The 23,265-nt window shown below is 31.6% G+C and carries 22 protein-coding genes and 2 pseudogenes; 6 read left to right on the top strand and 18 right to left on the bottom strand.

Annotation, left to right across the window (positions count from 1 at the left end; all coding sequences use genetic code 11):
* Nucleotides 1-46 precede the first annotated feature (46 nt).
* Nucleotides 47-727 (top strand): aspartate/glutamate racemase family protein, encoded by a 681-nt coding sequence (locus AAG068_RS12975; RefSeq protein ID WP_001979215.1) that lies wholly within the window; start codon nucleotides 47-49, stop codon nucleotides 725-727.
* 49 nt (nucleotides 728-776) lie between these two features.
* On the opposite strand, the gene AAG068_RS12970 is transcribed toward AAG068_RS12975, so the two are convergent.
* The 6 genes from AAG068_RS12970 to AAG068_RS12945 form a co-directional block, all read right to left on the bottom strand.
* Nucleotides 777-1,955 (bottom strand): macrolide family glycosyltransferase, encoded by a 1,179-nt coding sequence (locus tag AAG068_RS12970; RefSeq protein WP_342719579.1) that lies wholly within the window; start codon nucleotides 1,953-1,955, stop codon nucleotides 777-779.
* A 335-nt stretch (nucleotides 1,956-2,290) separates the two neighbouring features.
* Nucleotides 2,291-4,417: a peptidoglycan D,D-transpeptidase FtsI family protein gene (locus tag AAG068_RS12965; RefSeq protein WP_342719578.1), complete on the bottom strand. Its 2,127-nt coding sequence runs from the start codon at nucleotides 4,415-4,417 to the stop codon at nucleotides 2,291-2,293.
* 221 nt (nucleotides 4,418-4,638) lie between these two features.
* A complete protein-coding gene (locus tag AAG068_RS12960) occupies nucleotides 4,639-6,426 on the bottom strand; it encodes an ATP-binding protein (RefSeq protein WP_342719577.1) in 1,788 nt (595 codons plus the stop codon).
* A gap of 451 nt (nucleotides 6,427-6,877) precedes the next feature.
* The gene (locus tag AAG068_RS12955; RefSeq protein ID WP_342719576.1) at nucleotides 6,878-7,729 is read right to left on the bottom strand and encodes a Cof-type HAD-IIB family hydrolase; all 852 of its coding nucleotides are present in this window, start codon (nucleotides 7,727-7,729) and stop codon (nucleotides 6,878-6,880) included.
* A 177-nt stretch (nucleotides 7,730-7,906) separates the two neighbouring features.
* Nucleotides 7,907-8,485: a cysteine dioxygenase family protein gene (locus tag AAG068_RS12950; RefSeq protein WP_342719575.1), complete on the bottom strand. Its 579-nt coding sequence runs from the start codon at nucleotides 8,483-8,485 to the stop codon at nucleotides 7,907-7,909.
* 266 nt (nucleotides 8,486-8,751) lie between these two features.
* Complete coding sequence (locus AAG068_RS12945) at nucleotides 8,752-9,966, bottom strand: cytochrome P450 (protein WP_342719574.1); 1,215 nt, start codon at nucleotides 9,964-9,966, stop codon at nucleotides 8,752-8,754.
* A 141-nt stretch (nucleotides 9,967-10,107) separates the two neighbouring features.
* On the opposite strand from AAG068_RS12945, the gene AAG068_RS12940 reads away from it, so the two are divergent.
* Entirely contained in the window at nucleotides 10,108-10,605 is a 498-nt protein-coding gene (locus tag AAG068_RS12940; RefSeq protein WP_342719573.1) for a PadR family transcriptional regulator, read from the top strand.
* Between the two features lie 102 nt (nucleotides 10,606-10,707).
* Here the strand turns inward: AAG068_RS12940 and AAG068_RS12935 are convergent, their stop codons facing one another.
* The 6 genes from AAG068_RS12935 to AAG068_RS12910 all read right to left on the bottom strand — a co-directional run bounded on the left by AAG068_RS12935 (nucleotide 10,708) and on the right by AAG068_RS12910 (nucleotide 16,058).
* Nucleotides 10,708-10,863: a DUF1540 domain-containing protein gene (locus AAG068_RS12935; protein ID WP_000046091.1), complete on the bottom strand. Its 156-nt coding sequence runs from the start codon at nucleotides 10,861-10,863 to the stop codon at nucleotides 10,708-10,710.
* Between the two features lie 70 nt (nucleotides 10,864-10,933).
* Complete coding sequence (locus tag AAG068_RS12930) at nucleotides 10,934-11,566, bottom strand: Vat family streptogramin A O-acetyltransferase (protein ID WP_342719571.1); 633 nt, start codon at nucleotides 11,564-11,566, stop codon at nucleotides 10,934-10,936.
* A complete protein-coding gene (locus AAG068_RS12925; RefSeq protein ID WP_342719570.1) occupies nucleotides 11,556-12,839 on the bottom strand; it encodes an MFS transporter in 1,284 nt (427 codons plus the stop codon). The genes AAG068_RS12930 and AAG068_RS12925 overlap by 11 nt, the downstream gene beginning before the upstream one ends.
* Before the next feature lie 267 nt (nucleotides 12,840-13,106).
* A complete protein-coding gene (gene cypA / locus AAG068_RS12920; RefSeq protein ID WP_342719569.1) occupies nucleotides 13,107-14,342 on the bottom strand; it encodes a cytochrome P450 in 1,236 nt (411 codons plus the stop codon).
* Nucleotides 14,343-14,501: 159 nt separating this feature from the next.
* Nucleotides 14,502-14,906, bottom strand: coding sequence for a hypothetical protein (locus tag AAG068_RS12915; RefSeq protein WP_044792297.1), 405 nt, complete (start codon nucleotides 14,904-14,906; stop codon nucleotides 14,502-14,504).
* 147 nt (nucleotides 14,907-15,053) lie between these two features.
* Complete coding sequence (locus AAG068_RS12910) at nucleotides 15,054-16,058, bottom strand: DUF1835 domain-containing protein (RefSeq protein ID WP_342719568.1); 1,005 nt, start codon at nucleotides 16,056-16,058, stop codon at nucleotides 15,054-15,056.
* Nucleotides 16,059-16,286: 228 nt separating this feature from the next.
* Between AAG068_RS12910 and AAG068_RS12905 the strand changes: the two genes are divergently transcribed.
* Complete coding sequence (locus AAG068_RS12905) at nucleotides 16,287-16,499, top strand: hypothetical protein (RefSeq protein WP_342719567.1); 213 nt, start codon at nucleotides 16,287-16,289, stop codon at nucleotides 16,497-16,499.
* A 231-nt stretch (nucleotides 16,500-16,730) separates the two neighbouring features.
* Here the strand turns inward: AAG068_RS12905 and AAG068_RS12900 are convergent, their stop codons facing one another.
* The 4 genes from AAG068_RS12900 to AAG068_RS12885 form a co-directional block, all read right to left on the bottom strand.
* On the bottom strand, nucleotides 16,731-16,934 hold the full coding sequence (locus tag AAG068_RS12900; protein WP_000878375.1) for a hypothetical protein: 204 nt from the start codon (nucleotides 16,932-16,934) through the stop codon (nucleotides 16,731-16,733).
* A gap of 139 nt (nucleotides 16,935-17,073) precedes the next feature.
* Nucleotides 17,074-17,490, bottom strand: coding sequence for a DUF3995 domain-containing protein (locus tag AAG068_RS12895; protein WP_342719566.1), 417 nt, complete (start codon nucleotides 17,488-17,490; stop codon nucleotides 17,074-17,076).
* A 142-nt stretch (nucleotides 17,491-17,632) separates the two neighbouring features.
* Nucleotides 17,633-18,403, bottom strand: a complete 771-nt coding sequence (locus AAG068_RS12890) for a DUF3959 family protein (protein WP_342719565.1) — start codon at nucleotides 18,401-18,403, stop codon at nucleotides 17,633-17,635.
* Nucleotides 18,404-18,611: 208 nt separating this feature from the next.
* Nucleotides 18,612-20,999: an RNaseH domain-containing protein gene (locus tag AAG068_RS12885; protein WP_342719564.1), complete on the bottom strand. Its 2,388-nt coding sequence runs from the start codon at nucleotides 20,997-20,999 to the stop codon at nucleotides 18,612-18,614.
* Nucleotides 21,000-21,273: 274 nt separating this feature from the next.
* Here AAG068_RS12885 and AAG068_RS12880 point away from each other — a divergent pair, with 274 nt between their 5' ends.
* The gene (locus AAG068_RS12880) at nucleotides 21,274-21,462 is read left to right on the top strand and encodes an HNH/endonuclease VII fold putative polymorphic toxin (protein WP_342719563.1); all 189 of its coding nucleotides are present in this window, start codon (nucleotides 21,274-21,276) and stop codon (nucleotides 21,460-21,462) included.
* A gap of 92 nt (nucleotides 21,463-21,554) precedes the next feature.
* Complete coding sequence (locus AAG068_RS12875) at nucleotides 21,555-22,046, top strand: YxiF family protein (protein ID WP_342719562.1); 492 nt, start codon at nucleotides 21,555-21,557, stop codon at nucleotides 22,044-22,046.
* A gap of 179 nt (nucleotides 22,047-22,225) precedes the next feature.
* Here the strand turns inward: AAG068_RS12875 and AAG068_RS12870 are convergent.
* Nucleotides 22,226-22,444 (bottom strand): annotated as a pseudogene (locus AAG068_RS12870) (N-acetylmuramoyl-L-alanine amidase); the annotation flags it as partial.
* Between the two features lie 91 nt (nucleotides 22,445-22,535).
* Here AAG068_RS12870 and AAG068_RS12865 point away from each other — a divergent pair.
* On the top strand, nucleotides 22,536-22,877 hold the full coding sequence (locus AAG068_RS12865; protein WP_342719561.1) for a hypothetical protein: 342 nt from the start codon (nucleotides 22,536-22,538) through the stop codon (nucleotides 22,875-22,877).
* A gap of 73 nt (nucleotides 22,878-22,950) precedes the next feature.
* Here the strand turns inward: AAG068_RS12865 and AAG068_RS12860 are convergent.
* Nucleotides 22,951-23,211: pseudogene (locus tag AAG068_RS12860) on the bottom strand (transposase); the annotation flags it as partial.
* Nucleotides 23,212-23,265: the final 54 nt, after the last annotated feature.

Genomic DNA, 23,265 nt, shown 5'->3' with positions numbered 1-23,265 from the left:
GGAATTATGAAATAATGAATTAAAATAGTTACGGGAGGAATGTACGATGAAAGTAATCGGTTTAATTGGTGGACTAAGTTGGGAATCTACATCATTATACTATAAACATATTAATACACTTACACTCTCTCAATACGATCAAAATGCAAAGCTTGTTTTATATAGCATGGACTTTGGTGAAGTAACTACTTTATTACAAAATCATCAATATGAAGAAGTGAAAAACGAATTAGTCACCGTTGCAAAAAAGGTTGAAAAATCCGGAGCTGAATGTTTATTAATGTGTTCCAATACGGTCCATTTATTTGCTGAAGAAGTAGAAAGTGCAATATCCATTCCACTTCTTCACATCGGTGATGTAAGTGCTAAAGAAATGGTAGAACAGAATATAAAGCGTATTGGATTATTAGGTACGAAACAAACGATGGAACAAGACTTCTATAAATCACGTCTAGCGAACTATAATATTGAGACAATTATTCCAAATAAAGAGGAAAGAAATTTTATTCATCATGTTATTTTAAATGAATTAAGTAAAGGAATTATTTCAGAAACATCAAAAGAAAAGCTATTACAAATTACAAAATCATTAATTCAAAATGGCGCAGAAGGTATACTACTAGGCTGCACTGAAATACCATTGCTCATTTCCCAAGACGACCTTACTGTTCCTGTTTTTGATACTGCTTTTTTACATGCAAATACTGCTGTGCAGTTTGCAGGATAATCATATAAAAGCATAAAGGTAGAGCCCCTATGCTTTTATATTGTCTAAACTATTTATTTAAAAGAGATGTAATCACTGTAATTGCTTCTTTTGAACCACCACATTCTAAAAAACTTTCATTCAGTTTTCGTATTCCATGCTTATACTTTTCATTTGAAAGAACATCTGTTACCGCTTCTCTTAACGTTTGCACATTAACATGCTCTTTCAATAACCGATTTGCTGCTTCCAGTTCGGTTAATCTTTGTGCTATCATTGGCTGGTCTTTATCATGTGGAAGTATAACAAATGGAACATTAAAATGAATAGCATCGTGTACGCTATTCATACCGCCATGTGTAATAAAAATATCTGCTTCACTTAATACTTCTGTTTGGGGTACGTATGAAGCAATTATAAAATTGTCTGGCGCTTTCTTAATTTTAGAACGATCATTTCTATCACCAATTGCCATTACAACTATTCCATCAAAATCCGAGAAAGCATCAATGCACGTATTAAAGAATGGTTCAAGTCCTTCAAGCAGTGTCCCCATTGAAATATATATAACCTTCTTACCTTTAAGCAATTCAAGTGGAAACTCTACATTTGTTTTACGCTTTGAAATACTCGGCCCAATAAAAATGTTATTTCTTCCAAACAAATCGCTATTAGGTTGAAAATAACGACTCGTGTATACAAGAGTAATATCTCCCTTGTTATGCATAAATTGAAGATTATTTTTAGGCTTTACTCCAAATTCATGTTCTATTCGATATAGTAACTGTTCAGAAATTTTATCAGGTTGGAATGGCATTTCTGCATTTGGATGAAAAGGTAATGTCTCCAAAAATTCAGTAGGAATTAAAAATATAGGAGAAGAAACTATGCCTGGAATTTGTAAATACTCCTTTACTAACTCACCAGCGCCAAATATATCATAAATTACGAAATCAAAATTTATGTTTTCACATAATTTTTTCGTAATTTGTAAGATATATAAAGAAGTTTGAACATGTACACGAAAGAATGAACTCAGCCCATCTGGAGTTTCAGAATCAATAGAAATTTCCTTTAATAAATCTGGATGGGTATATACAGTAGCTCCCAAATCTTCAATTCTGCCTTTAAAGTGTTCTGTTGTAATATAATGTACGTGATCACCCCGTTCAGTAAAGGCTTTGACTAAACTTAATGTAGGATTTACATGTCCCTCTGCTGGAAAATTAACCACTAAAATATTTAGCACTTATTTCTCACTCCTTACATTTCAATTCGCTTATTAAGCATACTGTAATTATTACCGTCAATCTTCACCTAATAGTCCTAATACGCTTGCTACTTTAGGTTGATAAATAATTGTTAGTGATTAAATTAAAAAAGCATCTACATAAGTAGATGCCAAACCGTGATAAGGAGTGTTCTGTGAGGTTAGAATAAGCTTTTCAGCTTGTCCTATGCTATCAATATATGTTTTATTTTATAAAGCGTGAATAATTGATAGCATAATTATACCTCTCTATCACCCATTTTGAATCTATTCCTAAATAAGACGACTCTAGTTTCTATACTATTTCATATGTATTAACCTTCTTGAGAGCTATCTATTTTTATAGTTTCTCCAGTCATTCGCTTATTTTTTAATTCAAAATAAGCATCTAAAACTTCTTTTCCAATATCAGAGTTAATACCAGATTTATCATTAATAACCCACGGCACAACCACAGAGAATGCTACTTCAGGATTATTAAATGGCGCATATCCTGCTAACGTTAAATTATAACATTCTCTCCGCTCACCTTTTTCATTTCTTCCAATATCACTTTCTCCACCATAAACTGTCTGTGCTGTCCCTGTTTTACCTGCTGGTTTATAAGTTGCTTTTTGGAACGCCCTTACTCCTGTTCCATCCCCTTCTTGGAATACCCTTCTAAATCCTTCTTTTACTTGGTTTATATATTCGTCTTTCATATCTATTTTATTTAAAACGATTGGTTCTACTGAATGCACCACTTTACCAATCTCATCTTTTTGCGACGTTTGCTCTCTTACCTCTTGAACAATTTGTGGCTTCATTCGATATCCACCGTTTGCAATTGTTGAAATATATTGTACAAGCTGAAGTGGTGTATACGTGTCATACTGGCCAATTGAGTAGTCTAATAAAAAACCAGGTTGATTATCTTTTTTACCAATTTGTCCAGCTGTTTCATTCGGTAAATCGATACCCGTTGGAACACCTAATCCAAATTGCCTGAAATAATACCTCATTTTATCAAAGTACTCCTGTTTAATGTTTAATGAACTATTTTTCACATAATCTACACCTGCAATTTTTAATGCTGTATGGAACATATAAACGTTTGAAGAGACTTGTAACGCTCTTAAATCATCAATATTCCCAAACTCTTTCCAAGACTTTTTTTCCTTAGTTCCTTTAAACTTCATTGGTGCATCATAAAAATATGTACCTGGAGTTATAGCTTTCGTTTCAAATCCAGTTAAAACTGTCGCACCTTTCACTGTTGATCCAAGCTCATATGAACTAGTCATTGTGCCTAATGCATAGTCTTCAACTTCTGTTTTTCCGTCTTTTTCTACAAGTCTTTTCCCAGCCATGGATAATACTTGTCCGTTTTTCGGATTCATCATCACAACGAAAGCACGGTCCAACATGGATTCTGACCCTTTATATGCCTTTAATATTTTTTCAATACTTTCTTCTACTTTTTTCTGTAATTCCATATCTATTGTTAAAGTTAAATTCTTACCGCTCTTTCCCTCAGAAACGGTTTCTGTTCTCATTGTATTACCTTGTTTATCAACAACGCTTCTTACTTCTTTTTTTGTCCCATGAAGTACATCTTCATATTGCTGCTCGATATAACTTTTTCCAACCCTATCATTTCGGCTATAATCACGTACCAAGTAGTAATCTAATCGTTCACTTGGTAATCCTTCATCGGCATTAGAAACATTTCCAAGAACGGATCTAAATAATCCATCATTTACATACACTCTCTCCCAATCAACCGATACGTCTACACCTGGGAGATTTGCTAAGCCTTCACTAATTATAGTAAATTCCTTTTCACTAACATCTTTTTTAATAATTTGAGGAGCCATTTGATAACCAGAAGTCATCTTACTTTTAATAGCTAACACTTTTATATCTTTATCTGTTAATTCCTGAAGATTTTTATCTGTTACACGCTTCCTTTTTAACTCTTCTATTTTTTTATCTAAATTTTTCCCAGTAATATCTTTATCTCTGAACTGATTTATTTCTTTTTTAGATACTAACTTTTCGGTAAGTTTCGGATTTAATTGCATCCAAAAATCTTTCTTATCCGTCTCAGTTAGCTTATCTATATCTTCTTGCGGCATTTCAATTATGTCTGCAAGTTGTCTTGCCGTTTTTAATATTTCTTCAGATTTTACCCCTTTCATCTTTGTATATGTAATTGTACGTAAAGATTTATTATCAACTACTGGATTGCCTTCTCGATCAAATATTTTTCCGCGCGGGACAGAAAGGCTTACGGTCGCATTTTCTTTCTTCTCTACTTCATTTTTATATGTTTCTCCATCTATAATTTGTACTTTACCTAATTGTATAATCATGGCAGAAAATAATAAAAATACACAAAAGAATAAAATATTTAATCGAGTCGGTATTGCTCTACCTGTTGTTTTGTCTCGTTTTTTCACTTCGTCTTAATCTCCTCCTTACAATATTTCAAATACTATTTGTTTTCTATATTAAAAGTAACGTACAACTTCCATACATTACCTTGCACAAATATTAATATAATATTTAAAACTTAATAGAAATTAAAACAAATCTAAAGAAAAGGTAAAGTTTACTAAAATAAATGTAAAAATACCCAATAACCAAAAACTAAGCTTTTGGTTATTGGGTATTTAGTAATTTAAGAATTAATAATGGGACGCATTGATTCAAATCTATCATCATAATTTGATAGAGATTTTTTAATATGAGCTTTCGGCAAATATAACGTTACTGTTGTCCCGACACCAACCTCACTCATAATACTTATTTTCCCTTGATGGCTTTCAATAATTTTATAACTCAACATTAATCCAATACCGGTACCTTTTTCTTTCGTACTATAAAACGGTTCACCTAATCTCTTAATTCTTTCTTCAGGTATCCCAATTCCTTCATCAATTACATGAATAATAACACCTTCATCGTTTATCTCTTTTATATGAATTGTGATTTTCCCACCATCTGGCATAGCCTCGATTGAATTTTGCAAAATATTAATAAACACTTGTTTCAATTGATTTTCTGAGCACTCAATACTTATATCTTTAGTGTCTGCATATAGTTCCACTTGAATATTCGTCATAATTGCTTTTGTATTCATTAACGAAACGACATTTTTATAAATTTGATAAATATTTTTTTGTTCTGTATTTATTTCATCTGTTTTAGCGATTGATAAAAACTCTTGAAGAATCGCTTCTATTCTATCAATTTCAGAAAGCATTAAATCAAAATATTTTTCTTGATCTTCTTTATTAATTTGGAATAACTGTATAAACCCTTTAATAACTGTCAATGGGTTCCTCACTTCATGAGCAACACCAGCTGCTAATTGACCGATTGCTGCAAGTGTATCTGACTTATTTAGCAATTCTTCTGTCTTTTTCCGTTCTGTAATATCACGTACAATGATCATAATTTTATCATGTAATAATGGTAAACATCTAGCTTCAAAGAAATTAACACTACCATTAATTGTAAGTGGGTATTCAACAATTACATTCGTTGCTTTTTCCTTCACTTGATGAATTGCTTCCTGAAACTGCTGCGCCACTGGCGATGGTAATACTTCGAAAAACTTTTTTCCCATAAATGTTTCTGCCGGTACGTAAAATTTTGTAGGGGACCCTGCTTTATAATCTATAATTGTGCCATCATCTTCTGTTAAGAAACATAAATCTGGTAACGCCTTAAAAATTAATTCCAATTCAGACGTTTGTTGTTTTAACTGCTCTTCTATCGCTTTTAAATGTGTAATATCTACACCAACAGCCCAGTAGCTATATCCTGTGACAGGAAACTGCTCTGAAATATTGGACCACATGATTGTTTTAGTTTCACCATTTTTACATGTTAAGTGCATTTCCCAATCTCTGAAATTTTTTCCGCAAGTTAAAAATTTCGTTTGTATTTGGTGACGATAATCATGATCAGGGTACAATAATTGAAGTGCATGTGGATTCCCTATTATTTCTTCAGCGGTATAACCTGTTACAATTTCACACTCACGATTCCACAGAACAAAATCTCCATTATAATCAAGCGCATCAACCATAACGGGCATATTTTGTAAAATTGTATGTAATTCCTCTTCTTTTCGAGAGAGCAATGTTGTATTTTTACTTTGAAATACTTTTGTTGCCCCCTCTATAATTAGATTTGAAAGCATTTCGAAATATTTTTGACAATTAAAAATTTCACTTTTGTTTGACCATACTACAAATGATCCTAAATGTTGATTGTATAAAAAAATGGGGATTTCAATTTTGGGAAGTTTACATATTTTCGTCTCATTTATTCCGAAAGAAAATATACATTCTTTTTCAGCATCAAGAAGTTGATGTGATATGTTGGTTAATTGATAAAATTGTTCTGCCATGGTTTCTATTGTACTCACATCAATAAGTTCCATTAGCCGCGCATTCATTCTTTTTTCACCTCAATATGTAAAATTAATACCAATTCAAAATTTATACTTCTCCATTATACGAAGAATGTGCCTTTAGGTATATAGCTGCAGAATAATTATTCGAACAAATTTTATTTTTCAATTAAAAAAGAAAAAAATATAAGTATAAAACGAACATTTAATCAGTATGTGTTTTGTTCAACATCTAATTTGATAAGCAACCTAACACGTGCCTTCATGTATACATTTAGTCATTAAAGTACCGTTATACACATCGTTTGGAGCAGTATAAAAATACAAAAAATATAAAGTTCATAAAATATTCACAATTATTATGAAAAATATAAACATTTATTCCAATATATTCTATATAATAAAATGTAATAAGGCTTCTATGAATCTCATAGAATACCTTACCCCTAATAAAAAGAAAAACAGAATCTATTTAGATTCTGTTTTTCTTTTTATATTACATTACATACTTATATAAAGCATGTGCAACACCATGTTCTTCATTTGATAAAGTTTCATATTTACACATTGCTTTTATTTCTTCGACTGCGTTCCCCATTGCAATTGATATGTTTGCTTTTTCCATCATAGATACATCGTTTAGCCCATCACCTATCGCTACAGTATTTTCAACTGGGATATTTAGATGTTCTGCTAAAGTATATAATCCATTTCCTTTTTGGGCATCTCGATGATTAATCTCTAAATTATGCCAATATGAAGATGTAATTGCTAAATCTGCATTATGCAGAAACGTTTCTTTTAACTTTTTTAATTTTTCTATGTCATAAGAAAATGGTAAAAGCTTATGCACATGTATATCAGTCTCTACAATTGGTTTACAACTTTCTGCACTAAGAAACGCTGTATGTTCAAGGTATAATGCTGCAATCGTTTCTAATTCTTTCAAGTCGAAATTTTCTTTTGAATTCTTCACATATTCTATTTCATTACGTACACTCTCTACTCCATAATCCGGTACGTACACACCTTTATCAGTATAAAGCTGATAATATAAACCATTCTCTTCAAGATAGTTCACAATCTCAAGTGCTTGCATATTTTGAATTGGATATCGTTTCATCATTTTTTTATCTTTATATATAAGCGCACCGTTTTCTGCAATAATTGGACACTCTAAATTAACTTCTAACAATAATCGTTCAATGTCGACGATAGAACGTCCTGTACAAATTGCTACAACGTGGCCTGCTTCCTGACATTTTCGAATCGCTTCTGCATTCTCTTTACTAATCATTTTATTTCCCGAAAGAAGAGTTCCATCTAAATCAATTGCAATTAATTTCATTATTTCTTCACCACTTTCTATATATACACGAATTTATATTAAACGAAAGGTATCGTTTTCATACTGATTTCGTGAAGTACTCCTTATTTATAATTTATGAAAAGCGTTTCAGGTCAAGAAATAATTAAAAATAAAATCAAAAGCTTTTCTTTTTAAAGAAAAGCTTTTGATTTTAAACTATGAACTATAACTAATATATTTTGTCTCACACATGTACACATTCTTTTCTTCAGTTGGGACATATATTTTAAACTTTTCTAAACGCTTTCCGTAAATATGAATAGTGACAACACTTTTATTTCCAGATATTTCAAGAATATGACAATCAGCTGGTGGAATGACTTTATCAGTTTCTCCTTCTCCCAAATAAAGATTTCCTGTATGTATTAAATAAACAAGTGAATTTTCAAGCTGCTTAGTTTGTATAAAGTTTTGCACCATTATCCTTCCTGTAAAAACGCCTTCTACTCCCCATGTACCATCATGATCATGTAAAGGTGTAGATTGTCCATCTTTCCATACAAGAGCTAATACTTCAAAACGATTAAAAGGATCTTCATATAACAAGTGTCGTGCGTATTGAGCCGAATTCGCCTTCTGTTTTTCTAACGGAAGCCATGTTTTCTTCGCTAAAAGGTCTTCTAGTAATTTTTCAATCGCACAAACAATTTGATCTTCTAATAAATTACTATCCATTAAATCCGTTACAGCTTTAATAAATGTTTGAAACGTTTTACTTCCATTACACGTTAACATAAGCGCCCTCCTCCATTCTTGTTCACACACCTCCATACTAAATAACCAACCAAAAATTTACAATTGAAAAATAAAGTGAAACTTTAATCAGTGGGGGTTTTCTTCATCCCCCCACTGATTATTAGCCCTCACCAATCGGACTTTTATGGGCAGTTGATCCCCCACCTAAATTCTTTGCTTTCGCTGAATTTTGAGGTGGGGGTCTTACTGCCCGTTAAAGCGGGATAAAAAACAAGGTACAGTAAATTTGTACCTTGCTGAGCGATTTACCTAGTTTTCAAAAGAATAGGTAAGTAATTTAACGTTTGTTCATTTTCCAATAGACATTTTTCTAAATTGAACGATGGAAATAACTCTATTTTTTCAAAGGTATTTATGAAAGTTCTTAATGCAATCTCAGCTTCTAAACGTGCAAGTGGTGCCCCTAAGCAAAAGTGAGCACCTTTACCAAATGTTAAATGCTTTTCATTTCCTATTCGGTGTATATTAAATTTAGAGGCTTGCGAAAACTTTTTCTCATCTAAATTTGCTGCACTTACCCATGCAATAATCATTTGATTCTTTTTCATAAAAGGTCCAAATATATTTGTATCCTCTGTAATTCTCCTAGCTAATGTAATGGGAAAGCGATAGCGTAATACTTCCTCAATTCCTTTTGAAATTAATTTAGGTTCTTGTCTTAATTTTTTATATGTTCCAGGTGAATCCACTAAAAAGCAATAAAAGCTATTAATAATTAAATTAGTAGTTGTTTCATTGCCTGCGGCTAATAAACCTAAAGAAAAAGTAACAATTTCTTCATCTGTTAATCTTTCGCCTTCATATTCAGCTCGTATTAAATCCGAAATAATATCATCAGTTAAATGGTATCTCTTTTCTTGAACGATCGGTAGAAGATATGCTTTAAATTCATTTAGTGCTATCCCCTTTTCCGCATCCAGATCGTTAAACTTTTCTTTACTATACGGCATAAATAAAATATCAGACCATGCTTTAATTTTTTTACGGTCCGTTGTTGGCACTCCTAATAAATCGGATATTACGGTAACTGGTAAAGGTGCAGCAAACTCTTCAACGATATTAACCTCACTATATTTTTCGATATGTTCTATAAGTTCATTTGCAATCGCCTGTATTCGGGGTTTCCATTGTTCTAAACTTCTTGGAGTAAATGCTTTAGAAACGATAGAACGTACATTGCGATGTTCTGGTGGATCAGTAGAGTTTATATTTATCCTAGTTTCTAAAGGCGGGATTGCGAATTGTCTTCGCTGCCTTCTACTTGAAAATAAGCGATAATCCGATAAAACTCGATTTACATCATCGTATAAAAAAACATTCCATACATCTTGCTCTTCATCGTAATGTACTGGGTGATTATCCCTCATAAATTGATACCACTTATACGGATTCCACAATTCTTCTTTTGTTTTCAGCTTTGAAATTTCATGAACTAAAATCACATTTTCAGGCGAAGCCATAGTTCTTTCCTCCCTTTTCTTTTACAATAAAAGTGATAGGTCGGTAGTTCAAAGTTGTATAATCTAACATATGTTATTTTAACATATACTAAAAGAGATTTTTCATTGGAGAACTTGAGAAATATATAAGGGGGATTTTTTATGTATGTTGATATTTTATTGCTCGCAGAATTAACATCAGGGCCAAAATACGGTTATGAAATAAAGAAAAATATTCAAAATCGGTTAGGAGAGAATTTTGAATTAAATCATAATATGCTTTACCCTTCTCTTCGGCGTTTTGAGAATATGGGGGCTATAACGAAAAAAGTACATACACAAGTGGGAAAGCCAAACCGAAATATATACGACATAACTGAAACAGGTGAAGAAATTTTTTCTGAAATGTTAATAGAGTTTCCCGAAAAACTCGCGACAAACAATGCAGAATTTCTTGTTCGTATCGCACTATTTGAAAAACTTGATTACGAAGCCAGAAAAGAAATTTTAACAATACGCCAAGCCGCACTACATAAACAGCTTACCGCTATTCAATCTTTAGATGTTAGCTCATTTTTCATTACAGAAGTCATTGAATTTAGTAAATCACGTATTGAACATGAATTGCTTTGGATTACATCACTTATGAAGAAAATATGAAAAAATAAAAAGAAAAGTTAAAAACAATGAATGAAAATGAGATTTATTATCAATACTATAATTAATAAAAGGGCAACCACGATTTGGCCACCCTTCAAATATTTATACTTCTGGATCGAAAGTTTTGCAATCTGTTTCTTCCGTAGTAGATGCTTGTTTCCCTTTATGACTTACTACATAAATTGCATCTGCACTACATTTATTGCCGTTTGCCCAAAATTTACAGTTGTTTACTTCACATAAAACGTCTTGTGCCATAGTATCACACCTCCTCGTTCTATTATCATTAACAAAATTCGGAGGTATGATACTCTTTGTTATGCATTTTTTATTCCCTTTTTAGCTTTCTTAAAGGTTCAATATCTCCTCGTACAATAGCATCTATATTTGCAGTTATTTTTTCAATGTCAAAATGCCACCATTGAATTTGCAATAATTCTTCTATTATTGTATTTGTAAATCGTTCCTTTATTTTATTTGCAGGGTTTCCACCAACAATTGTATATGGTGCGACGTCTCTAGTCACAACAGATTTAGCTGCAATGATTGCACCATCTCCTATTTTTATTCCGGGCATAATCGTTGTATCCATACCAATCCAAACGTCATTTCCTATTACTGTATCACCTTTGTAAGGTAAATCAGACAAATTAGGTGTATACTTCTCCCACCCATTTCCAAATATATTAAATGGATATGCCGAAAATCCATCCATCCGATGATTCGCTCCGTTCATAATAAAGGTAACTCCATTTGCAATACAACAAAACTTTCCAATGATAAGACGATCTCCAAGAAATTCATAATGATGTAATACTCGATCTTCAAATGTTTCTCCATCTTTCGCATCATAATATGAATAATCTCCAACTTGTATAGTAGCTTTTGTTATTGTATTTTTTATAAAATGGACATTTTCATTTCCTTCAATAGGGTACTTAACATTTGGATTAGGATTCATGTTGTACAGCACTTCCTTTACCATTTATTTCACTTTCTACCGCTATTACTGGCTTTAAATTGTATATAGGTAAAATAAATAACAATCCAATTATAAAGAGTAAAGCCGTGCCTTCATACATCGTACTTAATGAGAACATCTCTTTTAATGAACCAGCAATACTCATCGTTACTACCATTGAACCGGTAAATAGCGGACTTAAAATACCATTTACACGACCGATAAAATCAGTATCGCTATTTTGAATAATGAGCGTATTAATACCTATTTGGATACAAGGAAGAGCTAACCCACTAAAAAGTTGTGCTGTGAGTGTTACCCATAAATTGGTGGAATAACCTATAATACCAATACCAATTGCCTGACCAAGCATACCGATTATTAACATCTTTTGCGGAGCAACGTTTTTTGCAAATACCATCGCTAAAGCGCCGCCAACAATCATTCCTGCACCATTTACTGTTAGTAACCATTGTAAACTCTCTTTTGATAATCCTAACTGCTCAGTTACGATAAATATACCTAATGGCTGAATCAATCCTATACCTAGTCCTGCTGCCATAAAACAAAGCCCTAGCAAAGTTAATGCTTTTTTCTTTTTCACATATTTAATACCATCAAGCATCTCCTGTAGTAGCGTGATTTCTTTCTTCTCATTATCATTCTCAAGATCTTTCGGAAGAAATAACAACACAGCTGCTGCCAGTAAAAAAGCGATTCCTGTTATGATAATTGAAATATAAATTCCAAAACTATGAAAAATAAATGTTCCAAGAATCGGCCCTAATACCATAAAAATCGCAAATATTGTTTGATATATAGACATCGCTAATTGGATCTGTTCCGCCGATAAATGCTGTTTAAACAATTTCATGCCAGATGGCTGAGAAAATTGCGAAAGGATTGCAGAAATAAGTGTGACAAAAAACACAATTTTCCACGTACCAAACATAAGGGTAATTAATACTGCAAATACTGAAATAGAACTTAACGTTTCACACCATATCATTGTCTTCTTCGGCTTCCACCTATCAGCAAACGTTCCGCCAATAAAAGAAAAGATGAAAATTGGAGCAAACTCCGCAACTGAAATCATCGAAATAGCAAAAGCATCACCTTTTGTCATTTCCATTACGTATAGTAATACAGCAAAGTTTCGAACCCATATCCCTACTTGTAAAAATAATGCTGATGCTAGAATTCCTTGCACAAACCGATTTTTCAATACTTGTGATACCCCAGTATTTTGTTTCGTTTCTACATTTGTCGACATAAAAAAGCCCCCTATTTCATGTTCTGAACAGGAGGCAGCACAAATCATATAAAAAGACTATATATTCGCAGAGCGAAATACATCCCTTTTCTATAAATGTACAGACTAACCCTATTCAGAAGAATATTTCGTTTTTTAACGAAGATCTCTTACAAATAGAATTAGTTGATCATTGGGATGTTTTCACCCTTCCGTTTCGAATTTAAATAACACATACATACTCTATGTAAAGCATTTTCGATGTATGCATGTCTTACAATAAATATTCTAGAATGTTAATGGTAATTCCTCTAAAGAACGCATTAAATAATTACCTTGCCATTTAATTTCTTCGCGATTTCCTTTTATTTGCAAATCAGGCATTCGATTAAACAAAGTAGTAATAGCAATCTTTGCTTCCAACCTAGCAAGTGGAGCGCCTAAGCAGAAATGGCTCCCATGGCCAAATGCAATATGACGATTATTCTCCCGAGTAATATCAAATACTTCTGGGTTCTCAAATACTGTTTCATCACGGTTCGCCGAAGCTAATGCAATGACAACCATATCCCCTTTTTCAATTGTTCGATCGTGAATCTGAAAAGGTTCATCTGCCCATCTTGAAGTTGTAACCTCAACTGGAGAATAATAGCGTAATCCTTCCTCAATAGCTACATCAATTAATTTTGGATTTTCTTTTAATAACTGTAATTGGTCCGGGTTTTCAAGAAGCGCTAATACTGTATTTGTAATTAAATTTACCGTTGTTTCGTGTCCCGCCACAATTAGTAACATTATCATTGAATATAGTTCCCGAGCACTAAGTTTATGCCCTTCACTTTCTGCAAATATTAAAGCACTCACCAAGTCCTCTTTTGGTTCTTGTCTTTTAACATCAACTAAATATTGGAGATATGTAATAAACTCAGATAGTTGCTTTTCGGTTTCTTTTATTTCTTCTGGCGTTTCTGGGTAAGCAATGACAGCATGAGACCAAATTCTAAATTTCGCCTGATCTTCTTTTGGAATGCCGAGCATTTCACTTATTACAATAATTGGTAAAGGGAACGAGTAATCATCAACAAGATTTAATGAACCTTTGCGCTCGACTTCATTTAACAAATCATCTGCAATATCCTGTATTCTTCCTTCCAATTGCGTGATCATCTTCGGTGTAAAAGCTTTTTGTACAAGTGATCGTAAACGATTATGGTCAGGTGGATCTGAATTTAGCATGTGTGTCGTTAAATAATCACTATTGTCAACAGTATGAAAGACATTCAATGTATCTTGAGAAAATACATTGGCCGGGTCTTTTTTTAAGCGATTATCTTTTAATAGTGGCAAAGCATCTTCATATCTTGTAATAAGCCACTCTGCACCTAATTCTGTTTTATTCACAAATAAAATAGGTTGCATTTTTCGAGATTCTTTATAAATTTCATATGCATCTTCTTTAAACTGAGCTGAAGCTAAATTAATGCCATCCTCTATTCTTAGCCCAACTTTGTTTTTCATTGACATCGTATTCCCTCACTCTCATTTGTTTTTGAAAACGAACCAACAAATGCATTATACTCTAATAAAAACGTGAAAATTGTAAATTTTTAATCAAAATCTTACTTCATATATTGAAAAATAAAAAAGTGAGGGAGTAAAATCTTTCTACTCCCTCACTTTTCTTTATGCGAAGCACATGAAATTACTAATTTGTTGATAGCGGTAGCTTACTTTACGACGACGACCACCTTGCCAAGTGTAACCTGATACTCCGTTCCTTCTCACTTCAGTCGGAAAGAACCATAAGTCTCTCCCGAAAGGTCCTGGACGATGTAAACGTAGAAAGCCCCATCTTCCTAGACAGTTACACATCCATGATTTCATATTGCCTGGTTGTGCTGGAGAAGCAAATGTGGATGGTAGCGATGGAGCTTGAGATGGTGGTGGGGACGTTGGAGCATCTTCCGCATCATCTGGTCTATAATCTTCTTGTTCCATATCTCTCACTTCATTTACAGGTTCATACCCGTAGTTTTGTGGATTATAATACATCCCTTGATCATATGAATAATTTTGCTGGTTATACATATTAACAAATCACCTACTTTTCATTCAGTACCTTTAACATTCATATGTGATATGCGCACTATAGGAAGCTTATGTATAGCCTAAATTCAACAAAAAATAAAGCTCGTATTTAAAAATACGAGCTTCTTCATAAACGGAATAGATGTATTATTTTCTTAATTTCACACTATAGAAACGCATTTCATCTAATGAACCTTCAAATTCAAATACTTCTTGTTTAATTAATTCTTTTAAGCGATATTCTAAAAACGTATCGCCAACTAACTGCTCTACATGACCTAGCGCTTCACCAATTACTCTAGGGGCTTTTAGGAATTCTTGATCAGCACCTATACTTTTCGCGCATTCAATAATAAATTGATCAAAATAATCTTCTTGTACAGAACGCACTTCATTGTCTGTCCAAACTCTTAAAAATTCCGTACTTTTCGATAGACTATCCCACTCATGTTCAAACTGCATACGATTCTCTACAGTTAAATACGGCAATTTTACAAAACTTTTTTGAATTAGAGCTAAACTTTCAGGTGCTAACTCTCCAGTTCCACGAATCACATACTCTAGTTTTAATATTTCTTTACTTGCATCAGATGTATTCATAACGCGAATATTTTTCTTATCTTTTAATTGCGCCATTACAAAACATAGACCTACATGTTCATGTGCGTTATCGGCTTTCCAAATTGTAATAGGCGTTTCAGTAGGTATAGTGTGTAGTTCTTCTATAGTTTCTAAAAACCTTGGTAAATACTCTTCTTCAAAATAATTTTCATAAGTAGTTAAGTTGTTTACTAACCATTCCTGTCTTGCTAGTTGCCCTTCATTTATATGTAACTTGTTTATCGGCCCAATTGAAAAGAATTCAGAAAAAGCAACAACCATCTCTTCCAATCGTTCTTCTTTACTCAGCATATGCTTTAAACTTCCAGCAGTTGAATCATCAAAAGCAATATGCACATGTGAGCTTTTTTTTACATTTCTTTTATAAGATGTATTACTTGTTAGTTGCTTAGGAATATCCATCAAATTTTTAATAGTATCTTCACTATAGTTTTCTTCTAATAAATTTAACTGAATTAGAATACTTTGAAGTAAATGTTTTGCTTCATCTTCGTACATATCCTCTACAGCATTTTTAATTTTATTTATCACATAAATCCCTCTATTCATTTCAAAAATAACGTAGATTATAGTGTATCATTTAAGTGTTACTCTTTAAAAGTTTTTTTAGTCAAACCATGTATTAGAAAGATTGCTACAGCTATATAAGGTTTCAACAAAAGCTTTCCCTACAATTCTTAAATGCTAAATAACCTTTTGAAAATCCTTTTATTTAAATGTATAATTATATAAAAAATAAAAAGTACAGGAGCTATGTTTATGGAGAAAGTATTTCCTAATTATAAACAGTATCTAAAAAATTGGAGATTTATATTTATTTGTATATTACCTACTATCGCCTTTTTATATGCTTTTGATGTCATCTTTGAATTACTATTTCATCAAGATTTCTATTTATCTAACTTAATTTTTGCTATTATTTTATTTTTAATATTTATTAACATCAAAGATATGTTTAAAAATGAAAGTTAAAGAGCTGAATAAAAAAGAGCACCCTGCAATCGGATGCTCTCATGTGATAGAGGTTTTTCTGAGTATTAAGTAGGACACGAAGGTCTTGTCCCACTATCTAATATATGCTTGTACTTATTTTTTGTGCATGTACGAAGTATCACTATAAATTCTTCTCATAAATTCATAGTACAATTAACATATTTATACATAAAAAAACATCCCCCGTGGATGTTTTTTATGTACCGATTTTTAAGCTTCCATAAACTTAGCTGGTACACCAATTTTTTCAACTACAGAAGATATATTAGTAGGATTAATCATTACATTTTCAATACTAACTAATTTATTTTCTAATAGTCCATTCTCTGTTGTAATAAGTTCTTCAAACCGTTCTAAAGTCATCGAAAATTTGTGTTCACTTCCGCCATTCATACTGACTTTTACATACTTCATCGTGCACCCGCCTTTCATAATAATCTATAATTCGATAAAAAGGCGCTTACATCCTTTTTATTTACTACTAGATTTCACACTTTTACGCCTTACTAATTCACGTTTATTTATTTTGGAGAAAATAACTACTATTTTATGTTCACGTTATAATTGCTAGAAAGAATGATAAAGATAAAAATGCACAAAGTGGGATATATAAAACAGTATCCATTCTTGCAAATTGCGTATCTTTTTTCCTTTTAAAGATACCAAAATAATGAAACTCACCAATTACTCTTATGAAAAACACAATCATACAAACCCAGGATCCAATTTGAACAATAATATTAGGAAGTGCGAAATGAACAATATTCGTTTGTTGTAATAAAATTATCGCTGCCATACTTATTAATAACGCAATGAACAATGTCATGCCTGCACCTGGTGTAAATGCCTTTTCTCCAGCTTTTGTTGGAATGACACTATTTGTCGCCCACTTACCTCCGAAAGCCCAATAAACATGTAAAAAGCTAACTAAAAATAATATACAGACAGAAATATATGTAATAATAAACATTTTGTCCTCCCATTATTTTATTTTAGTCCTCGATTTTAGAGAATGCTATAAATTTCACCTTAGCAATCTATTTTTAATGACATAAAAACCCCTTAATGATTTTTCTTAAAAATGATTAATCATTAAGGGGCTTTTAACTTCATTATGCATTATACCTACTTCTACGACGTTCCATCCTCGTTTGTCCTTGAGCAGTTTCTTCTTTATATTGATGTATTTGCTCTGACATTTCATATGTTGCAGCTGGAGTTGTTTCTTCGTAATTATGCTCACGTATTTTTTCAGGCGTTTTTTGTTTTGATACTTTTCCACCAAACTTAAATAATTTCAACTTAAATTTAGGTAATCTTGGGAGTAGAATCTTAAATGATCGTTTTTTACGTTTGTTTTTTTGTTGAAATAAAGTTATATTTTCTTTATAATCCTCTTCTTTACGGTGTAATAACATAGCAATTAATCCACCTAATATAAGTCCACCAACTAAAAACATGAGATATTTGAAATTACTTGTCATTAAACTCGACATACGTTCAAGTATGACTAACGACTGTACTTCTTTAATATCCCAAAGTAAAGCGGCCCATAATGCGAATAAACCGAAAGTAAGTCCATATGTACGAAAACGGAATAAACATGGAATTAAAGCGATACAAGCGGCAATTTTCGCGTTCGCTATGATTGAACTTGTAGAAATGTCTTGATGCCAAATGACTAACAGTAATGTTATAAATGGCGCATACGCTATCCAACTACATATGCGAGAATATATTTTTTTCGCAAAATAACTACCGAAACAAGTGAAAAATAAAAGGCCTCCAATATATAAAGATTGTTCTAGTGGGATTTGCTTCATAATTCCTGCAACTGGAAAGAGGCCGCTCAATAGCATAAATAGCACATCTAATTTCTTCACAATTCCTCATTCCTTTCAAATTTCTTTTGAATTCGTTCATATTGCTTTTCCAAATGATATAGTTTTTTATTTCTAAAAAACATCTTAATCCTGTATAGAAATAAAGTAAATATGTAAAAGAAAAGATACATGACAAAAGATATCCTTATTTACATGAAAAAATGACAAATCCTGACCGATAGAATGAGCAGGATTTGTCTATTATTATTTAAAGTAGAATAATTGAATCTTTCTTTTCTATTTTTATAATATCTACATCCAATTCATCATCAAACTCTTTAAACTCTCTTGCATCTATATCCGTCATATAGCTTTTTATTACTTTCGCCATATGCATGGAATATGGCATGTGTATATTCTTTTCCAAAAGCATACTTGAATTACAGCACATGTAATGTACCATTTTGGCAATATAGTTCCTTTCAACAGCTTTTACACCTAGCGGTAATATTTCAAGTATGTATCGCTGTAATGTTTCACTACCATTAGACGAATACTCACCAGTGCTATAATACATTCCTTTTTGATCTATATATAAACCCGTACTATCCAGTACGTCATCACATTCTATCACACCGTATTTTGGTACATCAAAAGATGTATTTATTCTTATAGCATTTAAGTTTGGAACCTTTAACACATCCGGAACAATATTAGGTAAAGTATTTATATCAATTTTTTTATTTTGCAACTCTTTTATCCAATATTTTCTTACATTCGCATCAATAATGAAATATACTTGCTCATTTTGCTCTTTTGCATGTTGTAAAATTTCTGTTAATGTTTCAGAAACAAATTGTTTAAATTGAATTCCCATATCATTTCTTTTTGAAGGTTGTGGTAAAAAGGCGTTATGTTTATTTACATTTAATAATAAATGATCAATCGTTTGCCAATTTGTATTCCCATATAATTTATATGAAATTTCTTTTCCTTTTATTTGTGAAATAATAGGTAAGAAATCAAATTTCGAGATTCGTTCAATTGATAAATTAACATATGTACAAGTTAAATTTATCTTATTCCAACTACATTTCATAAACCCTCTTTGTTCTAATAAGTTAAAAATACACTGTATAATAGTTTTACGAGATACACTTTGACCTATAAATAAATTAATAAATGCTGAAATACGGTTTGTACGCGCAAACCCTTCTCTAACAATTTGCTTTGGATCAATTTTTTCACGCCCGTCACAATCTTCCATTGCAATTAACGCCAATGTCGCATTCTTGCGCTCACCTGCAGTAACATTGACCGCTTTCCTAACATCCTCTACTAAATTTGATTTGTATTTCTGGCAATATTGCATTTTATATGGATTTTGCAATACTTTTTCAATATTACATCTTACTATTTTTAGCAATACTGGAGAATCTGCATTTAATACATACGATGACTCACCGATTTGAGCTAACACAATTTTACTTTCAAATAACGCTTGTTCAACTTCCAATGATATTTTTTCAGACCATATTTCTAACGTTATCGTTTCTAATCCTTTTGGTGCAATTAATGGGAATAATTCATTTTCATTATTTGTTGCTACCTTTTTACATTCTGGGAGTAATGTGAAATCAGTAAATTTTTGCTGAAACCCTTTAAATAAATACTCTCTTTCCTTTACTTTTATACCGGGTTTTATTTTCGTACCTTGAACTTTATATATTCTCTCATTGTATGGGAGTAACACCCTAAGATTTTCTCCTAGCATATAATCTTTCGGATATTGAAGAATATGCTCTAATTCAACTTCTCCCCCTATATGAAAATCATCTTTTAAATTTCTAAATATCTTTATCCACTTTATACCGTTTGTAGCTTGTTGCACTTTTAGTTTTACAAACCGAACTTTTTTATTATTCGATGAAAATTCTGGAGTAGAAATTAAAATCATGCCTCGTTTTCGTCTCAAAAGCAAAGGAATATCTGGATGGTTATATTCTTGATAAAATCTCCGAATTCCTATTGAAACATTTAATAATGGAATATTCTCGCCTCCGCGCGTTATACATTCGAACCGATATACATAGGCAAAATAATCTTGTGTTTTTTCGTCTTTAATAGGCTCTGACATAGCTTCGCAAATATTTTGTGATCTAAGAGGAGAAAAATATATATCTTCTTCGTGTATGTTTTTTAACTGTAAAGACCGTTCACAAAAAATATGTGAAATTAAAGCGGGCACCCACTTAGAATATACTTCATTATCATGTAATACTGTTAAATTAGAAATTAAATCGTAATGCCATTCATATTTTAGTGAATCTATTAATTTATTCGGTTTCCAATCATGAATAATCTCATACCAACTTTGAAAAATATAATCAAGTTGTTCTTTTCTAATAGGTTCTTTACATACAATCCATGGTGTATTTTCATTTAATACATATGGATTATGCTGAATAAATAATATATCAGAAAACATATCATATAATCTTTCATTCAACCGTTTCAACTTACTCGTTAATAAAAATGTCTTATAATGTATCTCTACAATATCAAGCCATTCAATAGGAAAATATATAAATGATACGCTTTCGTTTAAAAGAGGTTCTACTATATTTTCAAATGTTAACAACTTTAATTTTTCCATAAAATGATTACTTCCTTTCTTCATTTTTCTTGATTACAAAAAAAACTAAAGTATTATCACATAATCTAATTATTTAAAAGAATAGCAAATACGACTTATCCGACTTACATATTAATGACATGATTCTGATAAAATTTAAAAGAAATTATCATACATAGCCCTCCTTATAAATCATAAATATATTACATTAAGATTATACAATGTTAGTTACGTATTGTATTTGAGATTTACAATAATTTTACAAAAGATTATAAAAGAGGTATTGACCATACATATGTATATCAATACCTCTTTTCGCTATCCTATTACCTTTTTCGCTTCTGTATTCCCTGGCGACTATTCTAATATTAAGAATGAAAAAGTATATATAATTGAGCATAGAGAAGATAAGATGGGAAGAGGTTCCCATTTCCATACTGCAGATAATGAAAAAGGAAACCCACTGGAAAAAAGGAAGATATAATCAACACCCTGGACATTATCCAGAAGATTTTGAAGGATACAAGAAAAAAGGAAAAAATTAAGAAACTAAAGGTGTGAAAAATTTCGAGTAATATGAATAAAAGCCGAATCGAAATTCTAAAAATGAAAGCAAAAAGAAACGCTAGTAGAAAAGAACTGATAGACGAACTTTCTAATATTGTTACGATTTCTATGGACTCATTTATGGATGCAGAATCTAATGATTTATTTTGTAAAGAATTATTTAATACACTAGAACAAAATTCAAACATAAAAAATTTTGGTAGCACTGATTACGCAGAAAATAGAAGACTATCAATTGTGCTATTAAAAGAAACAGCTAAAACTATTCAATTTCCAGTTAATCAAGGGAGACTCTTTTTCTCTAAGGGTGGTAAAATTGAAGCAGTTAAGCTAAACATTGCTAAAGTATTCGATAATTTAGAAGAGTTATCAACCATATCAAGATTTCTAACTGGGTATACCGATTTTGTATTAGTTGGTGATAATTTAGAATTCGGCGTATGTATCGAAAGGACGGAATATCATTATGAATTCAGTATGTGGGGAATAACGAAAATCTAAATTGTGAAAACAATCCAACTTCAGATGATGTAAATCAAATCCTATTGGATGAAAACAATTGGCTTGTATCTAAAAATAATTAATTAGAAGGGATTGGGATACCTGCTGCTACTTTGATTCAAATGAAATAGAATGGCATTGAAGATAGATAAAAAAGTTCTCAGTTAAGAGAACTTTTTTCACTTCACATACACATAGACTTCATTTGCCGTTACATAATATGTTTTACCTTTGCTATTTTGTACTTTATATTGTGGTGATCCATTGACATTTACTTTCGCTTCAATCGTAAATCCTAATCCTGCATCTACTAAGCTAGCAACTTCTTTATCCTGCCAAGATGGAGTATTATAGAAACGTAGATTGTTAACTTTAGAAACAATTCGTTTCCCTACAATAATAAATACCTCTTAATATAATCTAAAATTTCCGTATTCACATTTTTTTCTTTTTATTACATAATTTAAATTAGGAAAGGGAGAAAATAATATGGATTACAAATTTGATTTACTTAGTACAGGTAGTTTAGTTATTAGACTACCAAAGGAATTCGATATTTTAGAAGCTTTTTTTAATGTAGAGGTATCTGCATTCGGTGATTGGATAGCAGAAACTGTAGATAAAGTTTTAGACGAAAAAAGTCATCATGAAAAAATAAGTGCAAATATTTTTGGGGCAGATGTTCGAAGAGATAAAACTATCATATTTAATAAGTATGATGAAGATGAAATCGAAATCCCTCTTGAAATAGAAACTATTACATTAAGACATCTAATAGATATTTGGTTAAATGAACACAGAAAATTGAAAACCGAAAAAAATAACAAGTAAGTAATGTTACATACAGCACGAAAAAGGCCGCCTATATTGAAGTGAACTGAATCCAAAAAGTTAGACAGAAAAATTAAGTGGCTATTTGAATATGAGTCCGGTATTGTACTGGGCTCATTCCTTTCAACTTCGCTTTAATTTTTTATGATAATAGTAATTGATATAATTATCTAATTCTAGCTTAAAATGCTCCATACTCTCGAATTCTTCAAGATAAAGTAATTCAGACTTTAATAAAGCCAAAGAATTTTTCTATGACTGCATTATCTAAACAATTCCCCTTACGAGACATGCTTTGAACAACTCCATGCTCTTTTAGCGATTGTTGATATTGCTTCTAAATCTGAATGAAGGATAATTGTGCTGATTACCTTGATTTACACCTATA

It is taken from the genome of Bacillus paramycoides, assembly GCF_038971285.1.
Classification (GTDB): Bacteria; Bacillota; Bacilli; order Bacillales; family Bacillaceae_G; genus Bacillus_A.
This window is presented reverse-complemented; position numbering and strand designations above follow the sequence as displayed.

Excerpts from the sequence above, each read along its gene's own strand:
- AAG068_RS12900 (WP_000878375.1), bottom strand. The coding sequence starts at position 16,934 with ATGAAGTATGTAAAAGTCAGTATGAATGGCGGAAGTGAACACAAATTT.
- AAG068_RS12915 (WP_044792297.1), bottom strand. The coding sequence starts at position 14,906 with ATGTATAACCAGCAAAATTATTCATATGATCAAGGGATGTATTATAAT.
- AAG068_RS12950 (WP_342719575.1), bottom strand. The coding sequence starts at position 8,485 with ATGTTAACGTGTAATGGAAGTAAAACGTTTCAAACATTTATTAAAGCT.
- AAG068_RS12865 (WP_342719561.1), top strand. The coding sequence starts at position 22,536 with ATGGATTACAAATTTGATTTACTTAGTACAGGTAGTTTAGTTATTAGA.
- AAG068_RS12945 (WP_342719574.1), bottom strand. The coding sequence starts at position 9,966 with ATGGCTTCGCCTGAAAATGTGATTTTAGTTCATGAAATTTCAAAGCTG.
- AAG068_RS12875 (WP_342719562.1), top strand. The coding sequence starts at position 21,555 with ATGAATAAAAGCCGAATCGAAATTCTAAAAATGAAAGCAAAAAGAAAC.
- AAG068_RS12955 (WP_342719576.1), bottom strand. The coding sequence starts at position 7,729 with ATGAAATTAATTGCAATTGATTTAGATGGAACTCTTCTTTCGGGAAAT.
- AAG068_RS12960 (WP_342719577.1), bottom strand. The coding sequence starts at position 6,426 with ATGAATGCGCGGCTAATGGAACTTATTGATGTGAGTACAATAGAAACC.
- AAG068_RS12885 (WP_342719564.1), bottom strand. The coding sequence starts at position 20,999 with ATGGAAAAATTAAAGTTGTTAACATTTGAAAATATAGTAGAACCTCTT.
- AAG068_RS12935 (WP_000046091.1), bottom strand. The coding sequence starts at position 10,863 with ATGGCACAAGACGTTTTATGTGAAGTAAACAACTGTAAATTTTGGGCA.
- cypA (WP_342719569.1), bottom strand. The coding sequence starts at position 14,342 with ATGTCAATGAAAAACAAAGTTGGGCTAAGAATAGAGGATGGCATTAAT.
- AAG068_RS12895 (WP_342719566.1), bottom strand. The coding sequence starts at position 17,490 with ATGTTTATTATTACATATATTTCTGTCTGTATATTATTTTTAGTTAGC.
- AAG068_RS12940 (WP_342719573.1), top strand. The coding sequence starts at position 10,108 with ATGTATGTTGATATTTTATTGCTCGCAGAATTAACATCAGGGCCAAAA.
- AAG068_RS12880 (WP_342719563.1), top strand. The coding sequence starts at position 21,274 with ATGTATATCAATACCTCTTTTCGCTATCCTATTACCTTTTTCGCTTCT.
- AAG068_RS12905 (WP_342719567.1), top strand. The coding sequence starts at position 16,287 with ATGGAGAAAGTATTTCCTAATTATAAACAGTATCTAAAAAATTGGAGA.
- AAG068_RS12930 (WP_342719571.1), bottom strand. The coding sequence starts at position 11,566 with ATGAATCCTAATCCAAATGTTAAGTACCCTATTGAAGGAAATGAAAAT.
- AAG068_RS12925 (WP_342719570.1), bottom strand. The coding sequence starts at position 12,839 with ATGTCGACAAATGTAGAAACGAAACAAAATACTGGGGTATCACAAGTA.
- AAG068_RS12975 (WP_001979215.1), top strand. The coding sequence starts at position 47 with ATGAAAGTAATCGGTTTAATTGGTGGACTAAGTTGGGAATCTACATCA.